14 protein-coding genes are annotated in these 18257 nt (G+C 70.9%); 6 read left to right on the forward strand and 8 right to left on the reverse strand.

The window, feature by feature from the left end; all coding sequences use genetic code 11:
• Positions 1 to 145: 145 nt before the first annotated feature.
• The 4 genes from ACWEVP_RS13090 to ACWEVP_RS13105 all read right to left on the reverse strand — a co-directional run bounded on the left by ACWEVP_RS13090 (position 146) and on the right by ACWEVP_RS13105 (position 7296).
• Complete coding sequence (locus ACWEVP_RS13090) at positions 146 to 1186, reverse strand: 3-isopropylmalate dehydrogenase (RefSeq protein WP_372671818.1); 1041 nt, start codon at positions 1184 to 1186, stop codon at positions 146 to 148.
• 229 nt (positions 1187 to 1415) lie between these two features.
• The gene (locus ACWEVP_RS13095) at positions 1416 to 4778 is read right to left on the reverse strand and encodes a S8 family serine peptidase (protein WP_452062754.1); all 3363 of its coding nucleotides are present in this window, start codon (positions 4776 to 4778) and stop codon (positions 1416 to 1418) included.
• A 230-nt stretch (positions 4779 to 5008) separates the two neighbouring features.
• Positions 5009 to 6607 carry a phosphoglycerate dehydrogenase gene (gene serA, locus ACWEVP_RS13100; protein WP_452062755.1) on the reverse strand — a complete coding sequence of 533 codons (1599 nt, stop codon included), beginning with the start codon at positions 6605 to 6607 and terminating at the stop codon, positions 5009 to 5011.
• 125 nt (positions 6608 to 6732) lie between these two features.
• Positions 6733 to 7296 carry a TetR/AcrR family transcriptional regulator gene (locus ACWEVP_RS13105; RefSeq protein ID WP_452062756.1) on the reverse strand — a complete coding sequence of 188 codons (564 nt, stop codon included), beginning with the start codon at positions 7294 to 7296 and terminating at the stop codon, positions 6733 to 6735.
• 87 nt (positions 7297 to 7383) lie between these two features.
• On the opposite strand from ACWEVP_RS13105, the gene ACWEVP_RS13110 reads away from it, so the two are divergent.
• The 4 genes from ACWEVP_RS13110 (at position 7384) to ACWEVP_RS13125 (ending at position 11504) form a co-directional block, all read left to right on the forward strand.
• Positions 7384 to 8283 (forward strand): TIGR03620 family F420-dependent LLM class oxidoreductase, encoded by a 900-nt coding sequence (locus ACWEVP_RS13110; protein ID WP_452062757.1) that lies wholly within the window; start codon positions 7384 to 7386, stop codon positions 8281 to 8283.
• Positions 8280 to 9095, forward strand: coding sequence for a TIGR03620 family F420-dependent LLM class oxidoreductase (locus ACWEVP_RS13115; RefSeq protein ID WP_452062758.1), 816 nt, complete (start codon positions 8280 to 8282; stop codon positions 9093 to 9095). Before ACWEVP_RS13110 ends, ACWEVP_RS13115 begins: the two co-directional genes overlap by 4 nt.
• A gap of 149 nt (positions 9096 to 9244) precedes the next feature.
• On the forward strand, positions 9245 to 10552 hold the full coding sequence (locus tag ACWEVP_RS13120; protein WP_452062759.1) for an ankyrin repeat domain-containing protein: 1308 nt from the start codon (positions 9245 to 9247) through the stop codon (positions 10550 to 10552).
• 70 nt (positions 10553 to 10622) lie between these two features.
• Entirely contained in the window at positions 10623 to 11504 is an 882-nt protein-coding gene (locus tag ACWEVP_RS13125; protein WP_452062760.1) for a nuclear transport factor 2 family protein, read from the forward strand.
• On the opposite strand, the gene ACWEVP_RS13130 is transcribed toward ACWEVP_RS13125, so the two are convergent.
• The 4 genes from ACWEVP_RS13130 to ACWEVP_RS13145 all read right to left on the reverse strand — a co-directional run bounded on the left by ACWEVP_RS13130 (position 11501) and on the right by ACWEVP_RS13145 (position 15312).
• A complete protein-coding gene (locus tag ACWEVP_RS13130; protein ID WP_086670329.1) occupies positions 11501 to 11779 on the reverse strand; it encodes a DUF397 domain-containing protein in 279 nt (92 codons plus the stop codon). The two genes, ACWEVP_RS13125 and ACWEVP_RS13130, sit on opposite strands and share 4 nt — an antisense overlap.
• A gap of 85 nt (positions 11780 to 11864) precedes the next feature.
• Positions 11865 to 12878 carry a ketol-acid reductoisomerase gene (gene ilvC, locus ACWEVP_RS13135; protein WP_361091039.1) on the reverse strand — a complete coding sequence of 338 codons (1014 nt, stop codon included), beginning with the start codon at positions 12876 to 12878 and terminating at the stop codon, positions 11865 to 11867.
• A gap of 33 nt (positions 12879 to 12911) precedes the next feature.
• Positions 12912 to 13418, reverse strand: coding sequence for an acetolactate synthase small subunit (gene ilvN / locus ACWEVP_RS13140; protein WP_003080760.1), 507 nt, complete (start codon positions 13416 to 13418; stop codon positions 12912 to 12914).
• A gap of 1 nt (position 13419) precedes the next feature.
• Complete coding sequence (locus tag ACWEVP_RS13145) at positions 13420 to 15312, reverse strand: acetolactate synthase large subunit (protein ID WP_452062761.1); 1893 nt, start codon at positions 15310 to 15312, stop codon at positions 13420 to 13422.
• Positions 15313 to 15647: 335 nt separating this feature from the next.
• Here ACWEVP_RS13145 and ACWEVP_RS13150 point away from each other — a divergent pair, with 335 nt between their 5' ends.
• A complete protein-coding gene (locus ACWEVP_RS13150) occupies positions 15648 to 16097 on the forward strand; it encodes a PH domain-containing protein (RefSeq protein ID WP_452062762.1) in 450 nt (149 codons plus the stop codon).
• 47 nt (positions 16098 to 16144) lie between these two features.
• A complete protein-coding gene (ilvD, locus tag ACWEVP_RS13155) occupies positions 16145 to 17989 on the forward strand; it encodes a dihydroxy-acid dehydratase (protein ID WP_452062763.1) in 1845 nt (614 codons plus the stop codon).
• Positions 17990 to 18257: the final 268 nt, after the last annotated feature.

Here is an 18257-nt window from a genome sequence, read left to right on the forward strand (position 1 = left end):
CGCCGATCGGACTTTGCCGGGACCCCAGGGGACCCGGGGCCCGAGAGCCCGGCGTCCGAGAGGCCCCGCACGCGAAAGCCCGCACGAAAGCCCCGGCAAACGAAAGGCCCCGCACCGAAGTGCGGGGCCTCCCGAAGCCGGAAACTCAGCCCGCGGTGCGGACGTTCGACGACACCAGAGCCGCCAACCGGTCCCCGATGGCCGTGGTGGCCCCGGGCGAAGACTGGTCCCGCGTGGCGAGGTCGAAGGCCACGGACGCCTCGATCCGCCGCGCGGCCTCCTTCTGACCCAGGTGGTCCAGCAGCAGCGAAACCGACAGCACCGCGGCCGTCGGGTCGGCCAGCCCCTGCCCGGCGATGTCCGGCGCCGACCCGTGGACCGGCTCGAACATGCTCGGGTTCCGGCGCGTGATGTCCAGGTTCCCGCTCGCCGCGAGCCCGATGCCACCGGTCACCGCGGCCGCGAGGTCCGTGATGATGTCGCCGAACAGGTTGTCCGTCACGATCACGTCGAACCGGGACGGGTCGGTCACCAGGTGGATCGTCGCCGCGTCCACGTGGGAGTAGGCGACCGTCACCTCGGGGTGCTCCAGCGAGACCTCTTCGACGATCCGCGACCACAGCGAACCCGCGTACTCGAGCACGTTGGTCTTGTGCACCAGCGTCAGGTGCTTGCGCGGGCGGGCCTCGGCGCGGTTGAACGCGTCCGCGACCACGCGGCGGATGCCGAACGCCGTGTTGACGCTGACCTCCGTCGCGATCTCGTGCTCGGTGTCCTTGCGCAGCAGGCCACCGGTACCCGCGTACGGGCCTTCGGTCCCTTCGCGCACGACGACCATGTCGACGTCGCCGGCGTCGGCCAGCGGGCCCCGGACACCCGGGTACAGCCGCGCCGGGCGCAGGTTGACGTGGTGGTCCATCTCGAACCGCAGGCGCAGCAGCAGGCCGCGCTCGAGGATGCCGCTCGGCACCGTCGGGTCGCCGACCGCGCCCAGCAGGATCGCGTCGTGCTGGCGGAGTTCGCCGAGCACCGACTCCGGGAGCAGCTCACCGGTCGCGTGCCACCGCGCGGCGCCGAGGTCGTAGTTCGTGATCTCCGCCGTCGGTACTACCTCGCCGAGCACCTTCAGCGCCTCGGAGACCACCTCGGGCCCGATCCCGTCTCCTGGGATCACCGCGAGCCGCATCCACACACCTCCGTCGACCGGACCACCGGCCGCACCGATGGCCCACCGCAACAAAACGCCAGCAGCCGGAAGGTTACCGGCCGTAGACAAACGGCCGTAGCCGCACCACCCTTATGCCGCATCCTCCCGCAGGGTGAGACACCCAATCGGGTGAATACGGGCAGGGGCGCCCCCGGTGGATACCCACCGGAGACGCCCCTGATGCTGCATGGATCGATCTTGTCACGACCTAGCGACGACCGGCCCCGATCGGCTGACGGTCGTTGCCCGGCCGGGCGCCCTGGGCTGAATCCACCTTGACCACGTTCGCCCGGTTGCCCGCGGCGTTGTGGTGCTCGATGGCGAGCAGCCCGAGTGCGTTGTCGGCCGCGGCCGACGCCGCGTTCCGGTTGACGACCAGCGCCGTCCCCGGCTTCGCGACGTAGCCCAGCGCGGCGTCGCCGCCACCCTGCACCGAATAGCCCGGCGCCAGCGCGTCGAACGAAAGCGGCGTGCCGACGTAGTCGATCAGCCCGTTCGTCGTGCCCGGCGCGACGTAGAAACCGCTCACGCCCACGGTGTAGGAGATGCGGTGGGACTCGGCGTTCGCGTCGATGCCCAGCGCGGACAGGGAAACCGGCAGCGTGACCACGTTCGTGTCGAACACGTTGGTGTCCACGTCGCCGAGCTGCCCGTTGACGGCCTGGACGTCCACCTGCGGGAAGCCCGGGGTCAGCGCGACCGTGACGGCCAGCAGCACGTCCGTGGACGTCGCCTTGGTCACGTAGGTCTCGAAGTCCGGCGTCCCGTCCCCGGTGGTGTCGATGTCGACGAACGGCGAGGTGTTGCTGCCGATGTTCGCCCAGTCGCCCCAGGTGGACAGGCCGAACGCGAGGATCGCGTTCTCCGGCTCACCCTGCTCCTTTGCCAGCGGCGCGGTGGACGCCGCGCCGATGTAGCGGAGGTCGCCGCCCTTCGCGGTCTTGTTCACCGTGCAGTCGGTGACCACGTCCGCGTCGCACTCGGGCAGCTGCGGGGACTCCGCCTGCAGCTCGAGCACGCTGATCAGCGAGCGGTAGCGCTGCGCGCCGCTCCCCTGGTCGACGCCCTTGCCGGTCAGGTTGAGCACGGCCTGGGTGGCTTCGGGGGCGAACTTCACCGACTGCGGCGTCGAAATCGTCGACACCGGCTTCGGCGCGGAGTAGACCGAAACCCGCAGCGGCACCTTCGCCCCGCTCACCGGCGTGAAGGCGACGCGACCGGAGGCATCGGCGACGAACTGCCGGGCCAGGCCGGCCTGGGTGGCCGCCATGGTCGGGTCCATGACCTTGCGCAGCGCCTTCGGGTCGGTGATCTTCAGCGTCACCTTGACCTTGGCGGTGCCACGCGGGGTCAGCTTCACCGTCGGCTTGTCCACTGTGTACTCGACGCCCGGCAGCGCGGTGACCGCCTGGTAGGCCACCGAGTACTCGGCCGGCGTGACGCCCTTGTTGACGAGCTTGATCGTCTTCGACAGCGTCACCGGCCCGGGGGCCTCGACCGTGCCGAAGCTGACGCTCACCGCGCCCGGGTCGTCGACGACGTAGGCGAGCACCTGGTTGTCCAGCGCCGCCTTGGCGTCGATCCGGCCGCTGCCGACGCGCTGCGGCGCGTAGGTGTGGCCCGCGCCGTCGGAGACGTCGTGGCCGGCGGTGTCGATGACCGACGCCTTGACCTCCTCGACCGACCAGTCCGGGTGGGACTGGCGGACCAGCGCCGTGATGCCCGCGGTGTGCGGGGCCGCCATCGACGTGCCCGAAAGGACGGTCCGGCCGTTGCCGCTGCCGCGGAACGCCGAGGTGATCGTGTCACCCGGCGCGGCGACGTCCGGCTTGACCGCCGGGCCGCGGGTGCCGCGCGAGGTGAACGAGCTCGGGGTGTCCACGATCGTCTTGTCGTAGGTCTGGATCGAGGCGCGCCCGGCGCCGTAGAGCCGGACCTGCAACGTGCCCGCGGTCAGCGCCGCGCGCAGCGTCTTGGTCGCGGAACCGGTGAACTGGAACATCGGGATCGCCGCGTTGCCCGCGATCCCCGCGCTGAAGTGCTCCAAAGTGGACGAAAGCAGCGCGCCCTTGGCCCCGGCCGCCTGCGCGTTGTTCGCGCGCGCGGCCGAACCGCAGGCACGGGTCGAGTCGTTGTCGTCCCACTCCAGGAAGACGAACTTGCCCGCCGCCTTCGCCTTGTCCGCGGCGGAGTACGGCGCGCAGCCCGCGGCGTTCGCCGCCGACAGCGCGACGACCGGAGCGGTCAGGTCGAGCGTGTCGTAGCCGGTGTAGTTCTGGCTGTACTGCCCGGTCTTCTGGCCCGCGGCCGTCGTGGGCGCCTTGACCTCGGCGGCGTCGCGCAGGATGCCCGCGTCGCGCGTGCTGGCGACGGTGAGCGCCTCGGGGGTGTTGCCCGGCGAGCCGGCGATGTCGTTGATGTCGCCGCCGTTGCCCGCGGAGATCACCGGGAGGACGTTGTTCGCGGCGAGCTTGCGGACGAACAGCGAGTCCGGGTCGTCCGGGGCGCCGAAGTCGGAGCCCAGCGAGAGGTTGACGACGTCGAGGTGGTCGGTGAAGTCGCCGTCGCCGTCCGGGTCGAGGGCCCAGTCCAGGGCCTGCGAGGTGACGTTCGTCGAACCGGCGCAGCCGAACACCTTGATGGCGTAGAGCAGCGACTTCGGCGCCGTGCCCGGGCCGATCTGCATCGCGTCGACCTTCTTGGCGTCCAGCTTCTTGTAGTCGCCCCTGAAGGTCTTGCCGTCCGCCGTGACACCGAAGCCGCCGATGGTGCCGGCGACGTGCGTGCCGTGCTCCCCGCAGGCGAGCGGGTTCGGGTCCGGCGCCGGGGTGGTCTTGCCCGGGGTCGCGGCGTCGTAGTCGTCGCCGACGAGGTCCGTGCCGCCGACGACCTTGGCGCTCGGGAAGAGCGGGGTCGGCTTGGTGCGGTCGACACCGTTGTAGGCGGCCTTGGTGCCCGGGCCGCCGAAGTCGGCGTGGGTGTAGTCGATGCCGTCGTCGATGACGCCGACGCGGACGCCGTCGCCGAACTTGCCGGTCTGCTGCCACGCGGCGAGCGTGTTGGTCAGCTGCTCGGCGCTGGCGTTGGTGCGGGTCTTCGGCACGACCGTGCGCACCGAGACGACGTCCGCGCGCTTGGCGACGTCCCGCAGCTTCGCGGCGTCGGCCGTGACGACCACGCCGGGGACGGCGTTGGCGGTCTGGGTGACGACCTGCGGCTTCGCGTCGGCCGAGCGCAGCTGGCCCAGCACCGAGTTCACCGCCGCGGCGGTGTCGTCCTTGGCGACCCGGGCGGCGCGCTTGGCGGCCTCCTTGCCCTGGGGCTGCGCGGACGTGAACGCGTCGACGGCGGGCTTCTTGGCCAGCTCGACGAACGCGGTGACGCGGCCCTGCGCGGCGCCGAGCCGGGGCGAAACCTTGCCCTGCAGCTTGGCGTCGTCGATCTTCGCCGGCGCCACCCCGTCGGCGAGCGGAGCGTCCGCCGCGCTCGCGGCCGGCGCCCCCAGCGCGGCGGCCAGCACCACGGCGAAGAACGCCGTCGTGGCGCGAGCGGGTAAGCGGGATCTGCTCATCAGTCGGCCCCTTACTCGAGGTCTGGACCCGAACCTGCCTGCCGCTCCTGGCACCCCCGACGGTGAAGCGCGGCACAGCGCCGTGCCCTCGACGACGCGTGGTTCAACCTCGCGGGGAGAACTTAATGCCCCAAAACACCTACTTACGTAGGCAAAGGACTCCGTTATGTGAATGTGATTGCGCTGGAAGGCCCCCCGTCGAGTGACGAGGGGCCTTCGAAAGAGTTACGTCAGTTGAAGTCGACCGCACGGATCGTGTGCGCCCCGACCGAAGCGCCGATCGGCTCCAGCAGGTGCGCGTCGATGTGGCGGTCGACGCGCAGCAGCATCACCGCGTCGGAGCCGTCGGTGGTCTGGCTGATCTGCGCGGCCTCGATGTTGATGCCCGCCTCGCCGAGCAGCGTGCCGACGCGGCCCATCACGCCCGGGCGGTCGCCGTACTCGACCAGCAGGACCGTGCCCTCGGCACGCAGGTCGAACCCGCGGCCGTTGACCTCCACCAGCTTCTCGACCTCGTCCTTGCCGGTGACCGAACCGGACACCGTCAGCACCTGGCCGTCCGCGTGCACCGCGCGCACCGTGACCAGGCTGCGGAACTTCGGGCTCTCCGACTCGGTCTCCAGCTCGACCTGCACGCCCAGCTTCTCCGCCAGCTGCGGCGCGTTGACGAACGTGACCTGGTCCTCGACCACGCCGGTGAACACCCCGCGCAGCGCCGCCAGCTGCAGCACGCCGGTGTCCTCGTTCGAGATCTCGCCCTTGACCTGCACGGTCACCGACGTCGGCGCCTTCGGGTTCAGGGCGGTGAGCAGCTGACCGAGCTTCTGGGTCAGCGACAGGTACGGGCGGACGTGCTCGCCGACCGCGCCGCCGCCGGTGACGTTCACCGCGTCCGGCACGAAGTCGCCGCGCAGCGCCAGCAGCACGGACTTCGCCACGTCGGTGCCCGCGCGGTCCTGCGCCTCGGCCGTGGACGCGCCCAGGTGCGGGGTCACGACGACGTTCTCCAGCTCGAACAGCGGGCTGGACGTGGTCGGCTCGGTGACGAAGACGTCGATGCCGGCGCCGCCGACGTGACCCGAGCGCAGCGCGTCGGCCAGGTCCTGCTCGACGATCAGCCCGCCGCGGGCGGCGTTGACGATGATGACGCCCGGCTTGGTCTTCTTCAGCGCCTCGGCGTCGATGAGGCCCTTGGTCTCCGGCGTCTTCGGCAGGTGGATGGAGATGGCGTCGGCCCGCGACAGCAGCTCGTCGAGGGTGACGAGCTCGATGCCGAGCTGGCCCGCGCGCGCGGCCGAGACGTAGGGGTCGTAGGCGATGATCTTCGTGTCGAACGCGGCGAGGCGCTGGGCGAACAGCTGGCCGATCTTGCCGAGGCCGACGACACCGATCGTCTTGCCCTGCAGCTCCACACCCGAGAACGAGCTGCGCTTCCACTCCCCGCCGCGCAGGCTCTGGTCGGCGGCCGGGACGCGGCGCGCGACCGCCAGCAGCAGCGCGACGGCGTGCTCGGCGGCGGAGACGATGTTCGACGTCGGCGCGTTGACGACCAGGACCCCGCGCTCGGTGGCGGCGGGCACCTCGACGTTGTCCAGGCCGACGCCGGCGCGGGCGACGACCTTCAGCTGCGTCGTGGCGCCGAGGACCTCGGCGTCGACCTTCGTGGCGGAGCGCACCAGCAGCGCGTCGGCGCTCTTCACCGCCTCGAGCAGCGCGGACCGGTCCGTGCCGTCGACGTGCCGGACCTCCACCTCGTCACCGAAGACGCTCAGCACGGAGGGGGCGAGCTTCTCCGCGATGAGGACGACGGGCTTATTGGGCTTGCTCACGATGCGGCTCCCACTATCTGGTCATTTCCAGGACGCTCTGTGTCGACAGACGGGTCTCAGCACGCCGTTGTGCCCCGGTCGAGCGGAGTTTAACCCGCAGGACGCCCCCCTGGCTTCCCACGGTGTTAACTCACCCGTAATCCCTCGAAAACAAGAGCCAGGAGGCGCTGCATGCCCCCGGGGCCGGGCAGGTGCCCGCCCGCCCAGGATGCCGCGTGCAGCAACAGAAGGAGCTCGTTCGTCGTGACGTCCCGGCGCAGCTCGCCGGCCTGCTTCGCACGTTCCACTAGATGGGAACCGGCCTCACGCATAGCGTGGCACGACGCGTACAACCGGGACGATTCGTCGCTGAGCGCTTCGGCGGTCAACTCCACCAGGCCCCGGAACGTGCCGGTGGCGTCGCCCAGCTCCGCGAGCCAGGCCTGCAGCGCGGTCAGCGGCTCCGGGTGGGTGAGCAGTTCGCGCGCCCGCTCGGCCCGGGCGTCGAACCGGGCGCGCAGCAGCGTCTCGAGCAGGGCGTCGCGCGTCGGGAAGTGCCGGTAGAGCGTGCCGATGCCGACCCCGGCGCGGCGCGCGATGTCTTCCAGCGACGCCTCGACGCCGTGCTCGGCGAAGGCTCGCTGCGCCTCTTCGAGGAGGCGCTCGTAGTTGCGGCGGGCGTCCGCGCGCATCGGCTTGACTTCGGTCATCGCCCTTCCGACCCTACCGGGTAGCCAATCGGAGGCCGCCTCCGTATATTAACCGGAGGCAGCCTCACATTACTGGAGGGAACGAGGATGACCCTGATCGAAGACACGCGGGCCCGGCTCGGCGCGATCGGCGCCTGGCTGCCGAGCGCGCCCCTGCAACCACCGCCGGACGTCGAACGCGCGGCCACCCGCCGGCTCGCCGAAGCCGGCTACGGCTCGGTGTGGAGCGGCGAAGGACCCGGCACCCGCGAGGTGTTCGCCCACTTCGGCGACCTCCTCGCCACCGTGCCGGACGTCGTGCTCGGCACCGGCATCGCGAACACGTGGCTGCGGCGCGGGACGACCGCGTACAAGGGCGGGGCGACGCTCGCCCAGGCCCACCCGGGCCGGTTCGTGCTCGGCGTCGGCGTCGGGCACGCGTTCCAGGCGGCGAAGCTCGGCGAGGACTACCGGCCGATCGACCGGATGCGCGCCTACCTGTCCGAAATGGACACCGCGGCGGCCGAAAGTCCTTCTCCGGTCGCGTTTCCGCGCGTGCTGGCCGCGGTCGGGCCGCGGATGCTGGAGCTGTCGCGCGACCACGCCGACGGCGCGCACCCGTTCGCCCAGCCCGTCTCGCACACGCCGTACGCGCGAAGGATCCTCGGGCCGGACAAGCTGCTGGTCCCGCAGCAGACCGTGCTGCTCGGCAGCCGCGAAGACGCTCGCGAGAGCGTGCGGCGCCGGGTGGCGCAGTCGCGGGAGTACTCCGTCACCGTCTACCTGGCGGGCTGGAAACGGCTCGGCTACACCGAAACCGACATCGCCGGGCCGAGCGACGAGTTCGTCGACGACCTCGTCCTGTGGGGTGACGCGGCGACCATCGCGAAACGGGTCGGGGAACTCCGGGACGCGGGCGCGGACCACGTGCTGCTGACGCCGTCCGCGCCCACCTTCGAGTCCACTGTGGACGTCCTGGTCGAGCTGGCCCCGGAGGTGCTCGGATGAGCGTGGGGATCTGGCGGTTCTTCGACGGCGCACCGATCGCCGAGCTGCGCGAAACGGCCGCCGAGGTGGAGGAACTCGGCTTCGCCGCGATCTGGTTCGGCGAGTTCGCCGGCCGGGAAGCGTTCACGCAGGCGGCGCTGCTGCTGGCGGCGACGTCGGAGCTGACCGTCGCCACCGGGGTGGCGCGGTTCGACCAGCGGTCCCCGCTCGCGGCGGAAGGCGCGATCCGGGCGCTGGGCGAGGCCTACCCGGGCCGGTTCGTCGCCGGGCTGGGCGGGCACCGGCCGGGCGCGCGGCCGCTGACGGCGTTGCGCGAGTACCTCGACGGGATGGACACGGCCGAGCTGCCGGGCCTGCCCCAGCCATCGCCCCGGCCGCGGCGAGTACTGGCCGCGCTGGGCCCGGGACTGCTGGACCTGGCGGCCGAACGCGCCGACGGTGCCCACCCGTACTTCGTCCCGCCGGAGCACACGGCGATGGCGCGCGAACGGCTCGGGCCGGGCAAGTACCTCGCCGTCGAGCAGGCCGTGGTGCTCGACCCGGCCGCCCGGGACGCGGCCCGGGAGCACGCCGACCTGTACGTCCGGCAGGCCCCGCACCACCAGGCGAACCTGCGCCGGCTCGGCTTCACCGACGCCGACCTCGCCGACGGCGGCAGCGACCGCCTGGTCGACGCCGTCGTCGCGACCGGGGAACAGGCGGTGGCGGACCGGATCCGCGCGCACCTCGACGCGGGCGCCGACCACGTCTGCGTCCAGGTACTGGCCCGCACGGCCGAGTCCTACCGCAGGCTGGCCGAGCTGCTGCCCTGACCGGGGTACGCTGGCGGGGCGCGGCCGGGGCCGCGTCCCGTCCGCGGAAAGGGCCGAGCCCACCCCCGCAGCACCGCACCACCTGTTCCGCACCTTCTTTCCTGCCCGGTGCCGGCGGACCACGGGCGACGAGGAAAGGAGGCACGACGGTGCCCGGTGGACTCAACCTCGAACAGCTCCGCAAGCGCGCGAAAGAACTCGCGCGCGCCGAGGGCGTCAAACTCTCCGAAGCGCAGTTCCGGATCGCCCGCGACCACGGTTTCCCGAGCTGGCCGAAGCTCCAGGCGTACCTGCGGCGCGTTGCCGAGCACGGCGAAACCCTGCAGCACCCGTACCACCAGGACGTCGAGTACTACGCCGGGCGCGCGCTCGGCCTGCTCGCTTCGGCCGAAGACGAAACGCCCGGCGCGCGCGAGCCGTTCGACCGCTGGGCACAACCCCTCACCCGCGACGGCGCCCGCGCGGTCGTCGCCCGGGAACACGGATTCGTTTCCTGGAAAGCACTCCGCACGCACGTCAAGTCGCTTGTGGACAGCGGGGAGCCGTTCGCCCGCGCGTACCGGGCGGTCGAAGCGCGCGACCTCGAAGGCCTCGGGAAGCTCCTGGACGAGTTCCCGGGGCTCGTCACCGCCCGCGGCACCAACGGCAACGACCTGCTCGGCATGGCCGGCGCGACGTGCGACGAGCGGCTCAGCCGCCTCCTGCTCGACCACGGCGCCGACCCGGCACGCGGCAACGTCCACGGCTGGACGCCCCTGCACCAGGCCGCCTACAGCAACCTGCCGCTGCTGCTGGACATGCTGCTCGAAGCGGGTGCCCCGGTCGACGTCCCGGCCCGCGGGGACGGCGGCACTCCCCTGGTCGTCGCCCTGTTCTGGGGGCACCGCGAAGCGGCGGAGACGCTCGCGAAGCACAGCCGGGCGCCGGGCAACCTGCGCGTCGCGGCCGGGCTCGGCGACACCGCGTTCATCGACGAGCTCCTGACCTCGGGCGACCCCGGCGCGCACCGCGGTTTCTACCGCCCGCACAGCGGGTTCCCGGCCTGGCAGCCGGCGGACGACCCCGCCGAAGTCAAGAACGAAGCCCTGTCGTGGGCCGCGCGCAACGACCGCGTCGAAGCACTGCGGCTGCTGGTCGCGCGGGGCGCCGACGTGAACGCCGACGTCTACCGCGGCACGGCGCTGGCGTGGGCGGCGGCACAGGGCAGGCTCGCCGCCGTCCGGACGCTCCTGGACCTCGGCGCCGACGTGAACCACGCGGGCACGTTCGGCGGCCCGAACCACGGCGAGGGCGCCACGGCCCTGCACCTGGCCGCGCAGTCCGGGCACCTCGACGTCATCCGCGAGCTGGTCGAAAACGGCGCGGACGTCAACGCGCGCGACGCGCTCTTCGACAGCACCCCGGAGACGTGGGCGGAGGTGTGCGGGCAGCCGGCCGCGCGGGATCTCCTTCGCTAGACAACCGGAGTCTGTAGTCCGTATCTTACTAGGCGGACTACAGACTCCGTTTTGCCCACTGGGAGGATTCATGACCACACCCCGCGACGTCTTCGCCGCCTTGTCCGACGGCATCAGCGAAGGGCGCTTCGCCGACCTGTCCGCGCTCTACGCCGAGGACACCGTCGTCGAGCACCCGCAGGCCGTGCCGCGGCCGACGCGCATCACCGGCCGGGCCGCCGTCCACGAGCGGTTCACCGGCGTCCTGGCCGGCACACTGCGGCTCACGCGCAAGAACGTCGTCGTCCACGAGACGACCGACCCCGAGGTGATCGTCGCCGAATACGACTACGACGCCGAGTCGCTCGAAACCGGCAAGACCACGTCGACGGCCAACATCCAGGTGCTGCGCGTCTCGGGCGGCCTGATCGTCCATTCCCGCGACTACCACGACTACCTGCGCCTGGCCGCGATCCGGGACGGCGTCGACCAGCTGGTGAAGGCGTACGAGCAGGCGCCCCCGCGCGAGTTGTCGCCGATCGGACCACGGACGTCGAGCTACCCGGCGAGCCGGCGCGGGGTGTTCGAGCGGCTCGTCTACGGCGTCTCGGACAAGCGCGGCGAAGAACTGGCGGAGCTGTACGCCGAAGAAACGCACGTCACCCACCCGTTCCAGCCGGGCTCGGCCGTCGTCCGGACGCGCGAGGAGCTGCGCGCGCACTTCAAGCAGGCCGCGGCGATGGGCGTCGACTTCGAGGCGACCGACCTGGTCACCTACGAGGGCACCGATCCCGAGGTGCTGATCGCGGAGTTCGCCTACCAGGGCGAGTACGGCGGCCGCCCGGTGCGGATCGCGAACATCTTCGCCATGCGCATCCGCGACGGCCTGGTCGTCGAGTCGCGCGACTACGGCGACCACCTCGGCATCGCCGGCGACCTCGGGACGATCTCCGACCTGGCGGCGAAGCTTTAAGCCTCCGCGAGGTCCTCGGGCAGGTCGAACTCGCCGTCGCGGACGCCCTTGACGAACGCGTCCCACTCCGACGGCGTGAAGACGAGGATGACGCCGTCCGGCTTCGCCGACTGCCGCATGGCGGTGTAGGTGACGCCGTCGGTGTGCTCGATGAAGGCGTACTCGACGCAGTCGTCGAGGGTGACGCCCTCCGGCTCCGCCCGGATCCACTCCGCCTTCGTGAAGTCGAGGTGGTGCCGGATGTGCGCCTTGTCGTCGACCGGCTGCTCACTCATGTCGCAAGCGTAGCGAAACGACCACCGAACGCACTGAAGGGGACGCCCCTCGCGGGCGTCCCCTTCAGCGTCGTGCCGAAAATGCTCAGGCGGTCTCGGTGATCGGCCGGTCCACCCACGACATCAGGTCGCGCAGCTTCTTGCCGGTCGCCTCGATCGGGTGCTGGTTGCCCTGCTCCTCGAGCTTGGTGAAGTTCGGCCGGCCGGCCTCGTCCTCGGCGACCCATTCGCGGGCGAACGTGCCGTCCTGGATCTCGCCGAGGATCTTCTTCATCTCTTCCTTGACCGCCGGCGAGATGACGCGCGGGCCGCGGGTCAGGTCGCCGTACTCGGCGGTGTCGGAGATCGAGTAGCGCTGACGCGCGATGCCGCCCTCGTACATGAGGTCGACGATCAGCTTCAGCTCGTGCAGCACCTCGAAGTAGGCGATCTCCGGGGCGTAGCCGGCCTCGGTGAGCACCTCGAACCCGGTCTGCACCAGCGCGGACGCGCCACCGCAGAGCACGGCCTGCTCGCCGAAGAGGTCGGTCTCGGTCTCCTCGGTGAACGTCGTCTTGATGACGCCTGCGCGGGCACCACCGATGGCGGCCGCGTAGGAGAGCGCGAGCGCCTGGGCGTTGCCGGAGGCGTCCTGCTCCACGGCGATGAGCGCCGGGACGCCCTTGCCGTCGACGAACTGGCGGCGGACCAGGTGGCCCGGGCCCTTCGGGGCGACCATGGCGACGTCGACTCCTGCCGGCGGCTTGATCAGGTCGTAGCGGATGTTGAAGCCGTGCCCGAAGAAGAGGGCGTCGCCGTCCTTGAGGTTCGGGGCGATGTCCTGCTCGTAGATGAAGCGCTGCTTGGTGTCCGGCGCCAGGATCATGATCAGGTCGGCCTCGGCCGATGCCTCGGCCGGGGTGAGCACGCGCAGGCCCTGTTCCTCGGCCTTCGCCCGCGACTTGGACCCCTCGGGCAGGCCGATGCGGACGTCGACGCCGGAGTCGCGCAGGCTCAGCGAGTGGGCGTGGCCCTGGCTGCCGTAGCCGATGACAGCGACCTTGCGCCCCTGGATGATCGAGAGGTCGGCGTCGTCGTCGTAGAAGATTTCCACTGCCATGGGGGTACTGCTTCCTTTCCTGACTTACTTGCTTCAGCGCGGTGATGTGGCGGTGATCGAACGGGCGCCGCGACCCACCGCGACCATGCCGGACTGCACGAGTTCGCGGATGCCATACGGCTCCAGCATCCGCAGCAACGCACCGATCTTGTCGGACGTCCCGGTGGCCTCGACGGTGAGTGCCTCCGGAGAGACGTCCACCACCTTGGCCCGGAAGAGCTGGACGGTTTCGAGGACCTGGCTGCGCACGGTGTTGTCGGCGCGAACCTTCACGAGCAGCAGTTCGCGCTGCACGGCGGTCGACTGCTCCAGCTCGACGATCTTGATCACGTTGACCAGCTTGTTGAGCTGCTTCGTCACCTGTTCGAGCGGTAGCTCTTCCACGGCGACCACGATCGTCATGCGGGACACCTCGGGGTTTTCCGTGGGCCCGACGGCGAGGGACTCGATGTTGAACCCGCGGCGGGAGAACAGGCCGGACACGCGCGCGAGCACACCGGGCTTGTTCTCGACCAGGACACTCAGCGTGTGGACGCTCATCTCAGCGCTCACCTTCTCCAGCGGCTTCCGCGGCAGCCTCGGTCGTCTCGACCGAGACCTCGTCGTCGTCGAACAGCGGCCGGATGCCCCGGACCGCCATGATCTCGTCGTTGCCGGTGCCCGCGGCGACCATCGGCCACACCTGGGCATCCTTCCCCACGACGAAGTCGATCACGACGGGGCGGTCGTTGATCTCCATCGCGCGGCGGATGGTGGCGTCGACGTCTTCCTTGGTCTCGCAGCGCAGGCCCGCGCAGCCCAGCGCTTCGGCCAGCAGCACGAAGTCCGGGATGCGGTGCTTGTGCGTGCCGAGGTCGGTGTTGGAGTACCGCTCCGAGTAGAAGAGGTTCTGCCACTGCCGGACCATGCCCAGGTTGCCGTTGTTGATGACGGCGACCTTGATCGGCGCGCCCTCGATGGCGCAGGTGGCCAGCTCCTGGTTGGTCATCTGGAAGCAGCCGTCGCCGTCGATCGCCCACACCGGGGTGTCCGGGACGCCGAACTGCGCGCCCATCGCGGCCGGCACGGCGAAGCCCATGGTGCCGAGGCCGCCGGAGTTGATCCAGGTGCGCGGGTTCTCGTACTTGACGAACTGCGCGGCCCACATCTGGTGCTGGCCGACACCGGCGGCGTACACCGCGTCCGGGCCGACGAGCTCGCCGATCCGCTCGATGACGTACTGCGGTGACAGCGAACCGTCGTCCGGCCACTCGTAGCCGGCCGGGTAGGTCTTGCGCCAGTCGTCCAGCAGCGTCCACCAGTCGGCGAGGTCGGGCTTGCCGGCGTGCTCGAACTCCGTGGTGACGGCGGAGATCAGCTCGCCGATGATCTCCTTGCAGTCGCCCACGATCGGGACGTCGGCCTTGCGGTTCTTGGAGATCTCGGCCGGGTCGATGTCGGCGTGCACGATCGCGGCGTCGGGCGCGAACGACGACAGCTGGCCGGTGACCCGGTCGTCGAACCGGGCGCCGAGCGCGACCAGCAGGTCCGCGCGCTGCATCGAAGCGACCGCGGCGACCGAGCCGTGCATGCCCGGCATGCCGAGGTGCTGCGGGTGCGAGTCGGGGAACGCGCCGCGCGCCATCAGCGTCGTGACGACCGGGATGCCGGTCAGCTCGGCGAGCTGCTTCAGCTGCTCGTGCGCCTCCGCCTTGATGACGCCGCCGCCGACGTACAGCACCGGGCGGCGCGACTTCGCGATGAGCTTCGCGGCTTCGCGGACCTGCTTGCCGTGCGGGCGCAGCGTGGGGCGGTAGCCCGGCAGCCGCAGCTCCGTCGGCCAGGAGAACGAGGTCATCTCCTGCAGCACGTCCTTGGGGATGTCCACCAGGACCGGGCCGGGCCGGCCCGTGGCCGCCAGGTGGAACGCCTCGGCGATCGTCCGCGGGATGTCCGCGGGGTCGGTGACGAGGAAGTTGTGCTTGGTGATCGGCATGGTGATGCCGCAGATGTCGGCTTCCTGGAACGCGTCCGTGCCGATCAGCGCCCGGGACTGCTGCCCGGTGATGGCGACGACCGGGACGGAGTCCATGTTCGCGTCGGCCAGCGGCGTGACCAGGTTGGTCGCGCCCGGGCCGGACGTCGCCATGCAGACGCCGACCTTGCCGGTCGCCTGCGCGTAGCCGGTGGCGGCGTGCCCCGCGCCCTGTTCGTGGCGGACCAGGACGTGGCGGACCTTCGTCGAGTCCAGCAGCGGGTCGTAGGCGGGCAGGATGGTGCCGCCCGGAATGCCGAAGACCACCTCGGCGCCGACCGCCTCGAGCGAGCGCACGAGGGACTGCGCGCCGGTGACGCGCACCGGGGTTCCCGCCGGTGGCGCCGGCTTCGGACGTGCTCCGGGCGTTCCGGGCGTCGGCCCGGGTTTCGCGTCGCTGCGCGACGTGGCACTGGTCATCGGTTCTGCCTCGTGGGTCTCGGTGTCACTCGTTCGGGTCTTTTTTGAGCTCTATCGGTGCGGTGGGGCGGGGAATTGCTTCCCTAGGGCAACAAAAAACCCTCGCCGACCGTAAGGTCGCACGAGGGTTCGCGCGTCGACGCAGCGGAAAGTCTTCCCTAAGCGTCGACGCGCTTGGGAAGTACGAGGCCGGTCAGCGGTGTCACGACGCTGACGCTAGTCCGAAGGTCTCTCAGGTGTCAACTCTGCGGGATGACGTGTCCGCATCGTGGACGTGCGTCACACCCGCCCGACCCGGGTCCGGGCCGGTCCGCGCCGCGGTGCACCATTTCGGGGTGGCCGAAAAAGAGCAGGACGAAGGCCGGAAGGCCGTCTTCCGCATCCCCCGCACGTCGTTCATGGCGATCGCCCTCCTGACGATCTGCGTGACGCCGGTCGCGCTCGGGGACATCCCGTACTTGCAGTGGCTCTACGTCTTCCCGATCGCGCTCGCGGTGTTCGTGATCCGGACGCGCACGATCGCGACCCGCGAAGGCCTGGCGACCCGCACGATGTTCGGCCACCGCGACGTCCCGTGGTCGGCGCTGAAGGGCCTGGCGATCACCAAGAAGTCGCGCGTGCAGGCGGTGCTGAAGGACGACACGAAGGTGCCGCTGCCCACCGTGCGCACCCGACACCTGCCGGTGCTGTCGCTGGTCAGCGAAGGTCTCGTCGCCGACCCGAGCGGGCTCTTGGATTCCGATGACATCAAGCCCGGCCGATCGGAAGCTTCCGCGTCGGAGTAAATTGGTAGAACCAGTTTGCCCCACCACGCTTTGACCTGGGAGTTTCCGTGCCGCCTCTTCGTTCCAGGACCACCACCCACGGACGCAACGCGGCGGGCGCGCGCTCGCTCTGGCGCGCCACGGGCATGACCGACAGCGACTTCGGCAAGCCGATCGTCGCGATCGCCAACTCCTACACGCAGTTCGTGCCCGGCCACGTGCACCTGAAGGACCTCGGCGAGATCGTCGCGGACGCGGTCAAGGAAGCCGGCGGCGTCGCGCGCGAGTTCCACACGATCGCCGTCGACGACGGCATCGCCATGGGCCACTCCGGCATGCTCTACTCGCTGCCCTCGCGCGAGATCATCGCCGACTCGGTCGAGTACATGGTCAACGCGCACCAGGCCGACGCGCTCGTGTGCATCTCCAACTGCGACAAGATCACCCCGGGCATGCTCAACGCGGCCATGCGGCTCAACATCCCGGTGGTCTTCGTCTCCGGCGGGCCGATGGAGGCGGGCAAGGCGGTCGTCGTCGGCGGCGTCGCGCAGGCCCCGACCGACCTGATCACCGCGATCGCGGCGTCGGCCAGCCCCGAGGTCGACGAGGACGGGCTGGCGGTCGTCGAGCGGTCGGCGTGCCCGACGTGCGGGTCGTGCTCCGGCATGTTCACCGCGAACTCGATGAACTGCCTCACCGAGGCGCTGGGACTGTCGCTGCCGGGCAACGGCTCGACGCTGGCGACGCACGCGGCGCGTCGCGCGCTGTTCGAGGAGGCCGGCCGCACGGTCGTCGAGCTGTGCCGCCGCTGGTACGAAAACGACGACGACTCGGTGCTGCCGCGCTCGATCGCGTCGAAGGCGGCGTTCGAGAACGCGATGGCCCTCGACATGGCGATGGGCGGCTCGACGAACACGGTGCTGCACATCCTCGCCGCCGCGCAGGAGGGCGAGGTCGACTTCACGATCGCCGACATCGACGCGATCGGCCGTCGCGTGCCGTGCCTGTCCAAGGTGGCCCCGAACTCGGACTACCACATGGAGGACGTCCACCGCGCGGGCGGAATCCCGGCGATCCTGGGCGAGCTGTACCGCGGCGGGCTCCTGAACACCGACGTGCGGTCGGTGCACTCCGACGACCTGGAGTCGTGGCTGGCCGCCTGGGACATCCGGGCTTCGTCGCCCTCCCCCGCCGCTCTCGAGCTGTTCCACGCGGCGCCGGGCGGAGTGCGCACGACGCAGGCGTTCTCGACCTCGAACCGCTGGTCCTCACTGGACACCGACGCCGCGGGCGGCTGCATCCGCGACGTCGAGCACGCGTACACGAAGGACGGCGGCCTGGCGATCCTGCGCGGCAACCTGGCGGAGAACGGCGCGGTGATCAAGGCCGCGGGCATCGACGAGGACCTGTGGCACTTCGAGGGCCCGGCGCGGGTGCTGGAGAGCCAGGAGGAAGCGGTCTCGGCGATCCTCAAGAAGGAGATCCAGCCGGGCGAGGTGCTGGTGATCCGCTACGAGGGCCCCGCGGGCGGTCCCGGCATGCAGGAGATGCTGCACCCGACGGCGTTCCTCAAGGGATCGGGCCTCGGCAAGAAGTGCGCGCTGATCACGGACGGCCGCTTCTCGGGCGGTTCGTCGGGCATCTCGGTGGGCCACATCTCCCCGGAGGCGGCGGCGGGCGGCCTGATCGGCCTGGTGGAGAACGGCGACCGCATCCTGCTGGACGTCCACGAGCGCCGACTGGAGCTGCTGGTGGACGCGGAGGTCCTGGCCGAGCGGCGCTCGAAGATGGAGGCGTCGGAGCGGCCGTGGCAGCCGAAGGAGCGCCAGCGCCCGGTGACGGCGGCGCTGCGCGCGTACGCCCGCATGGCGACGTCGGCCGACACGGGCGCGGTCCGTGACGTGAACAAGTAAGCCCGGCTTGAGTTCGAGAGGCCGTCCCGGTCCCGGGGCGGCCTTTCGACGTTTTCCGCCCGTGGATTCGGCCGCCCCTCGGCCTTTCCGGTGAGTCCCGGCAAAGTCACGAGGCAAGCCCCGCTCAAGCCGCCCCAGCTCCGGAGCGGCCATTCGCTGCCCCGGCCGTGAGGGGGACCCCCGATTTCAACGCTACCGGCGGCCACTGACAATTTCCCGGCCCGGCACCGGAGTTGTCCCCAGCCCCGGCCCGCACCGCCGAGTTGTC

The sequence above is a fragment of the Amycolatopsis sp. NPDC003865 genome (genome assembly GCF_053605345.1).

Excerpts from the sequence above, each read along its gene's own strand:
- ACWEVP_RS13090 (WP_372671818.1), bottom strand. The coding sequence starts at position 1,186 with ATGCGGCTCGCGGTGATCCCAGGAGACGGGATCGGGCCCGAGGTGGTC.
- ACWEVP_RS13095 (WP_452062754.1), bottom strand. The coding sequence starts at position 4,778 with ATGAGCAGATCCCGCTTACCCGCTCGCGCCACGACGGCGTTCTTCGCC.
- ACWEVP_RS13105 (WP_452062756.1), bottom strand. The coding sequence starts at position 7,296 with ATGACCGAAGTCAAGCCGATGCGCGCGGACGCCCGCCGCAACTACGAG.
- ACWEVP_RS13110 (WP_452062757.1), top strand. The coding sequence starts at position 7,384 with ATGACCCTGATCGAAGACACGCGGGCCCGGCTCGGCGCGATCGGCGCC.
- ACWEVP_RS13115 (WP_452062758.1), top strand. The coding sequence starts at position 8,280 with ATGAGCGTGGGGATCTGGCGGTTCTTCGACGGCGCACCGATCGCCGAG.
- ACWEVP_RS13125 (WP_452062760.1), top strand. The coding sequence starts at position 10,623 with ATGACCACACCCCGCGACGTCTTCGCCGCCTTGTCCGACGGCATCAGC.
- ACWEVP_RS13130 (WP_086670329.1), bottom strand. The coding sequence starts at position 11,779 with ATGAGTGAGCAGCCGGTCGACGACAAGGCGCACATCCGGCACCACCTC.
- ilvC (WP_361091039.1), bottom strand. The coding sequence starts at position 12,878 with ATGGCAGTGGAAATCTTCTACGACGACGACGCCGACCTCTCGATCATC.
- ilvN (WP_003080760.1), bottom strand. The coding sequence starts at position 13,418 with ATGAGCGTCCACACGCTGAGTGTCCTGGTCGAGAACAAGCCCGGTGTG.
- ACWEVP_RS13145 (WP_452062761.1), bottom strand. The coding sequence starts at position 15,312 with ATGACCAGTGCCACGTCGCGCAGCGACGCGAAACCCGGGCCGACGCCC.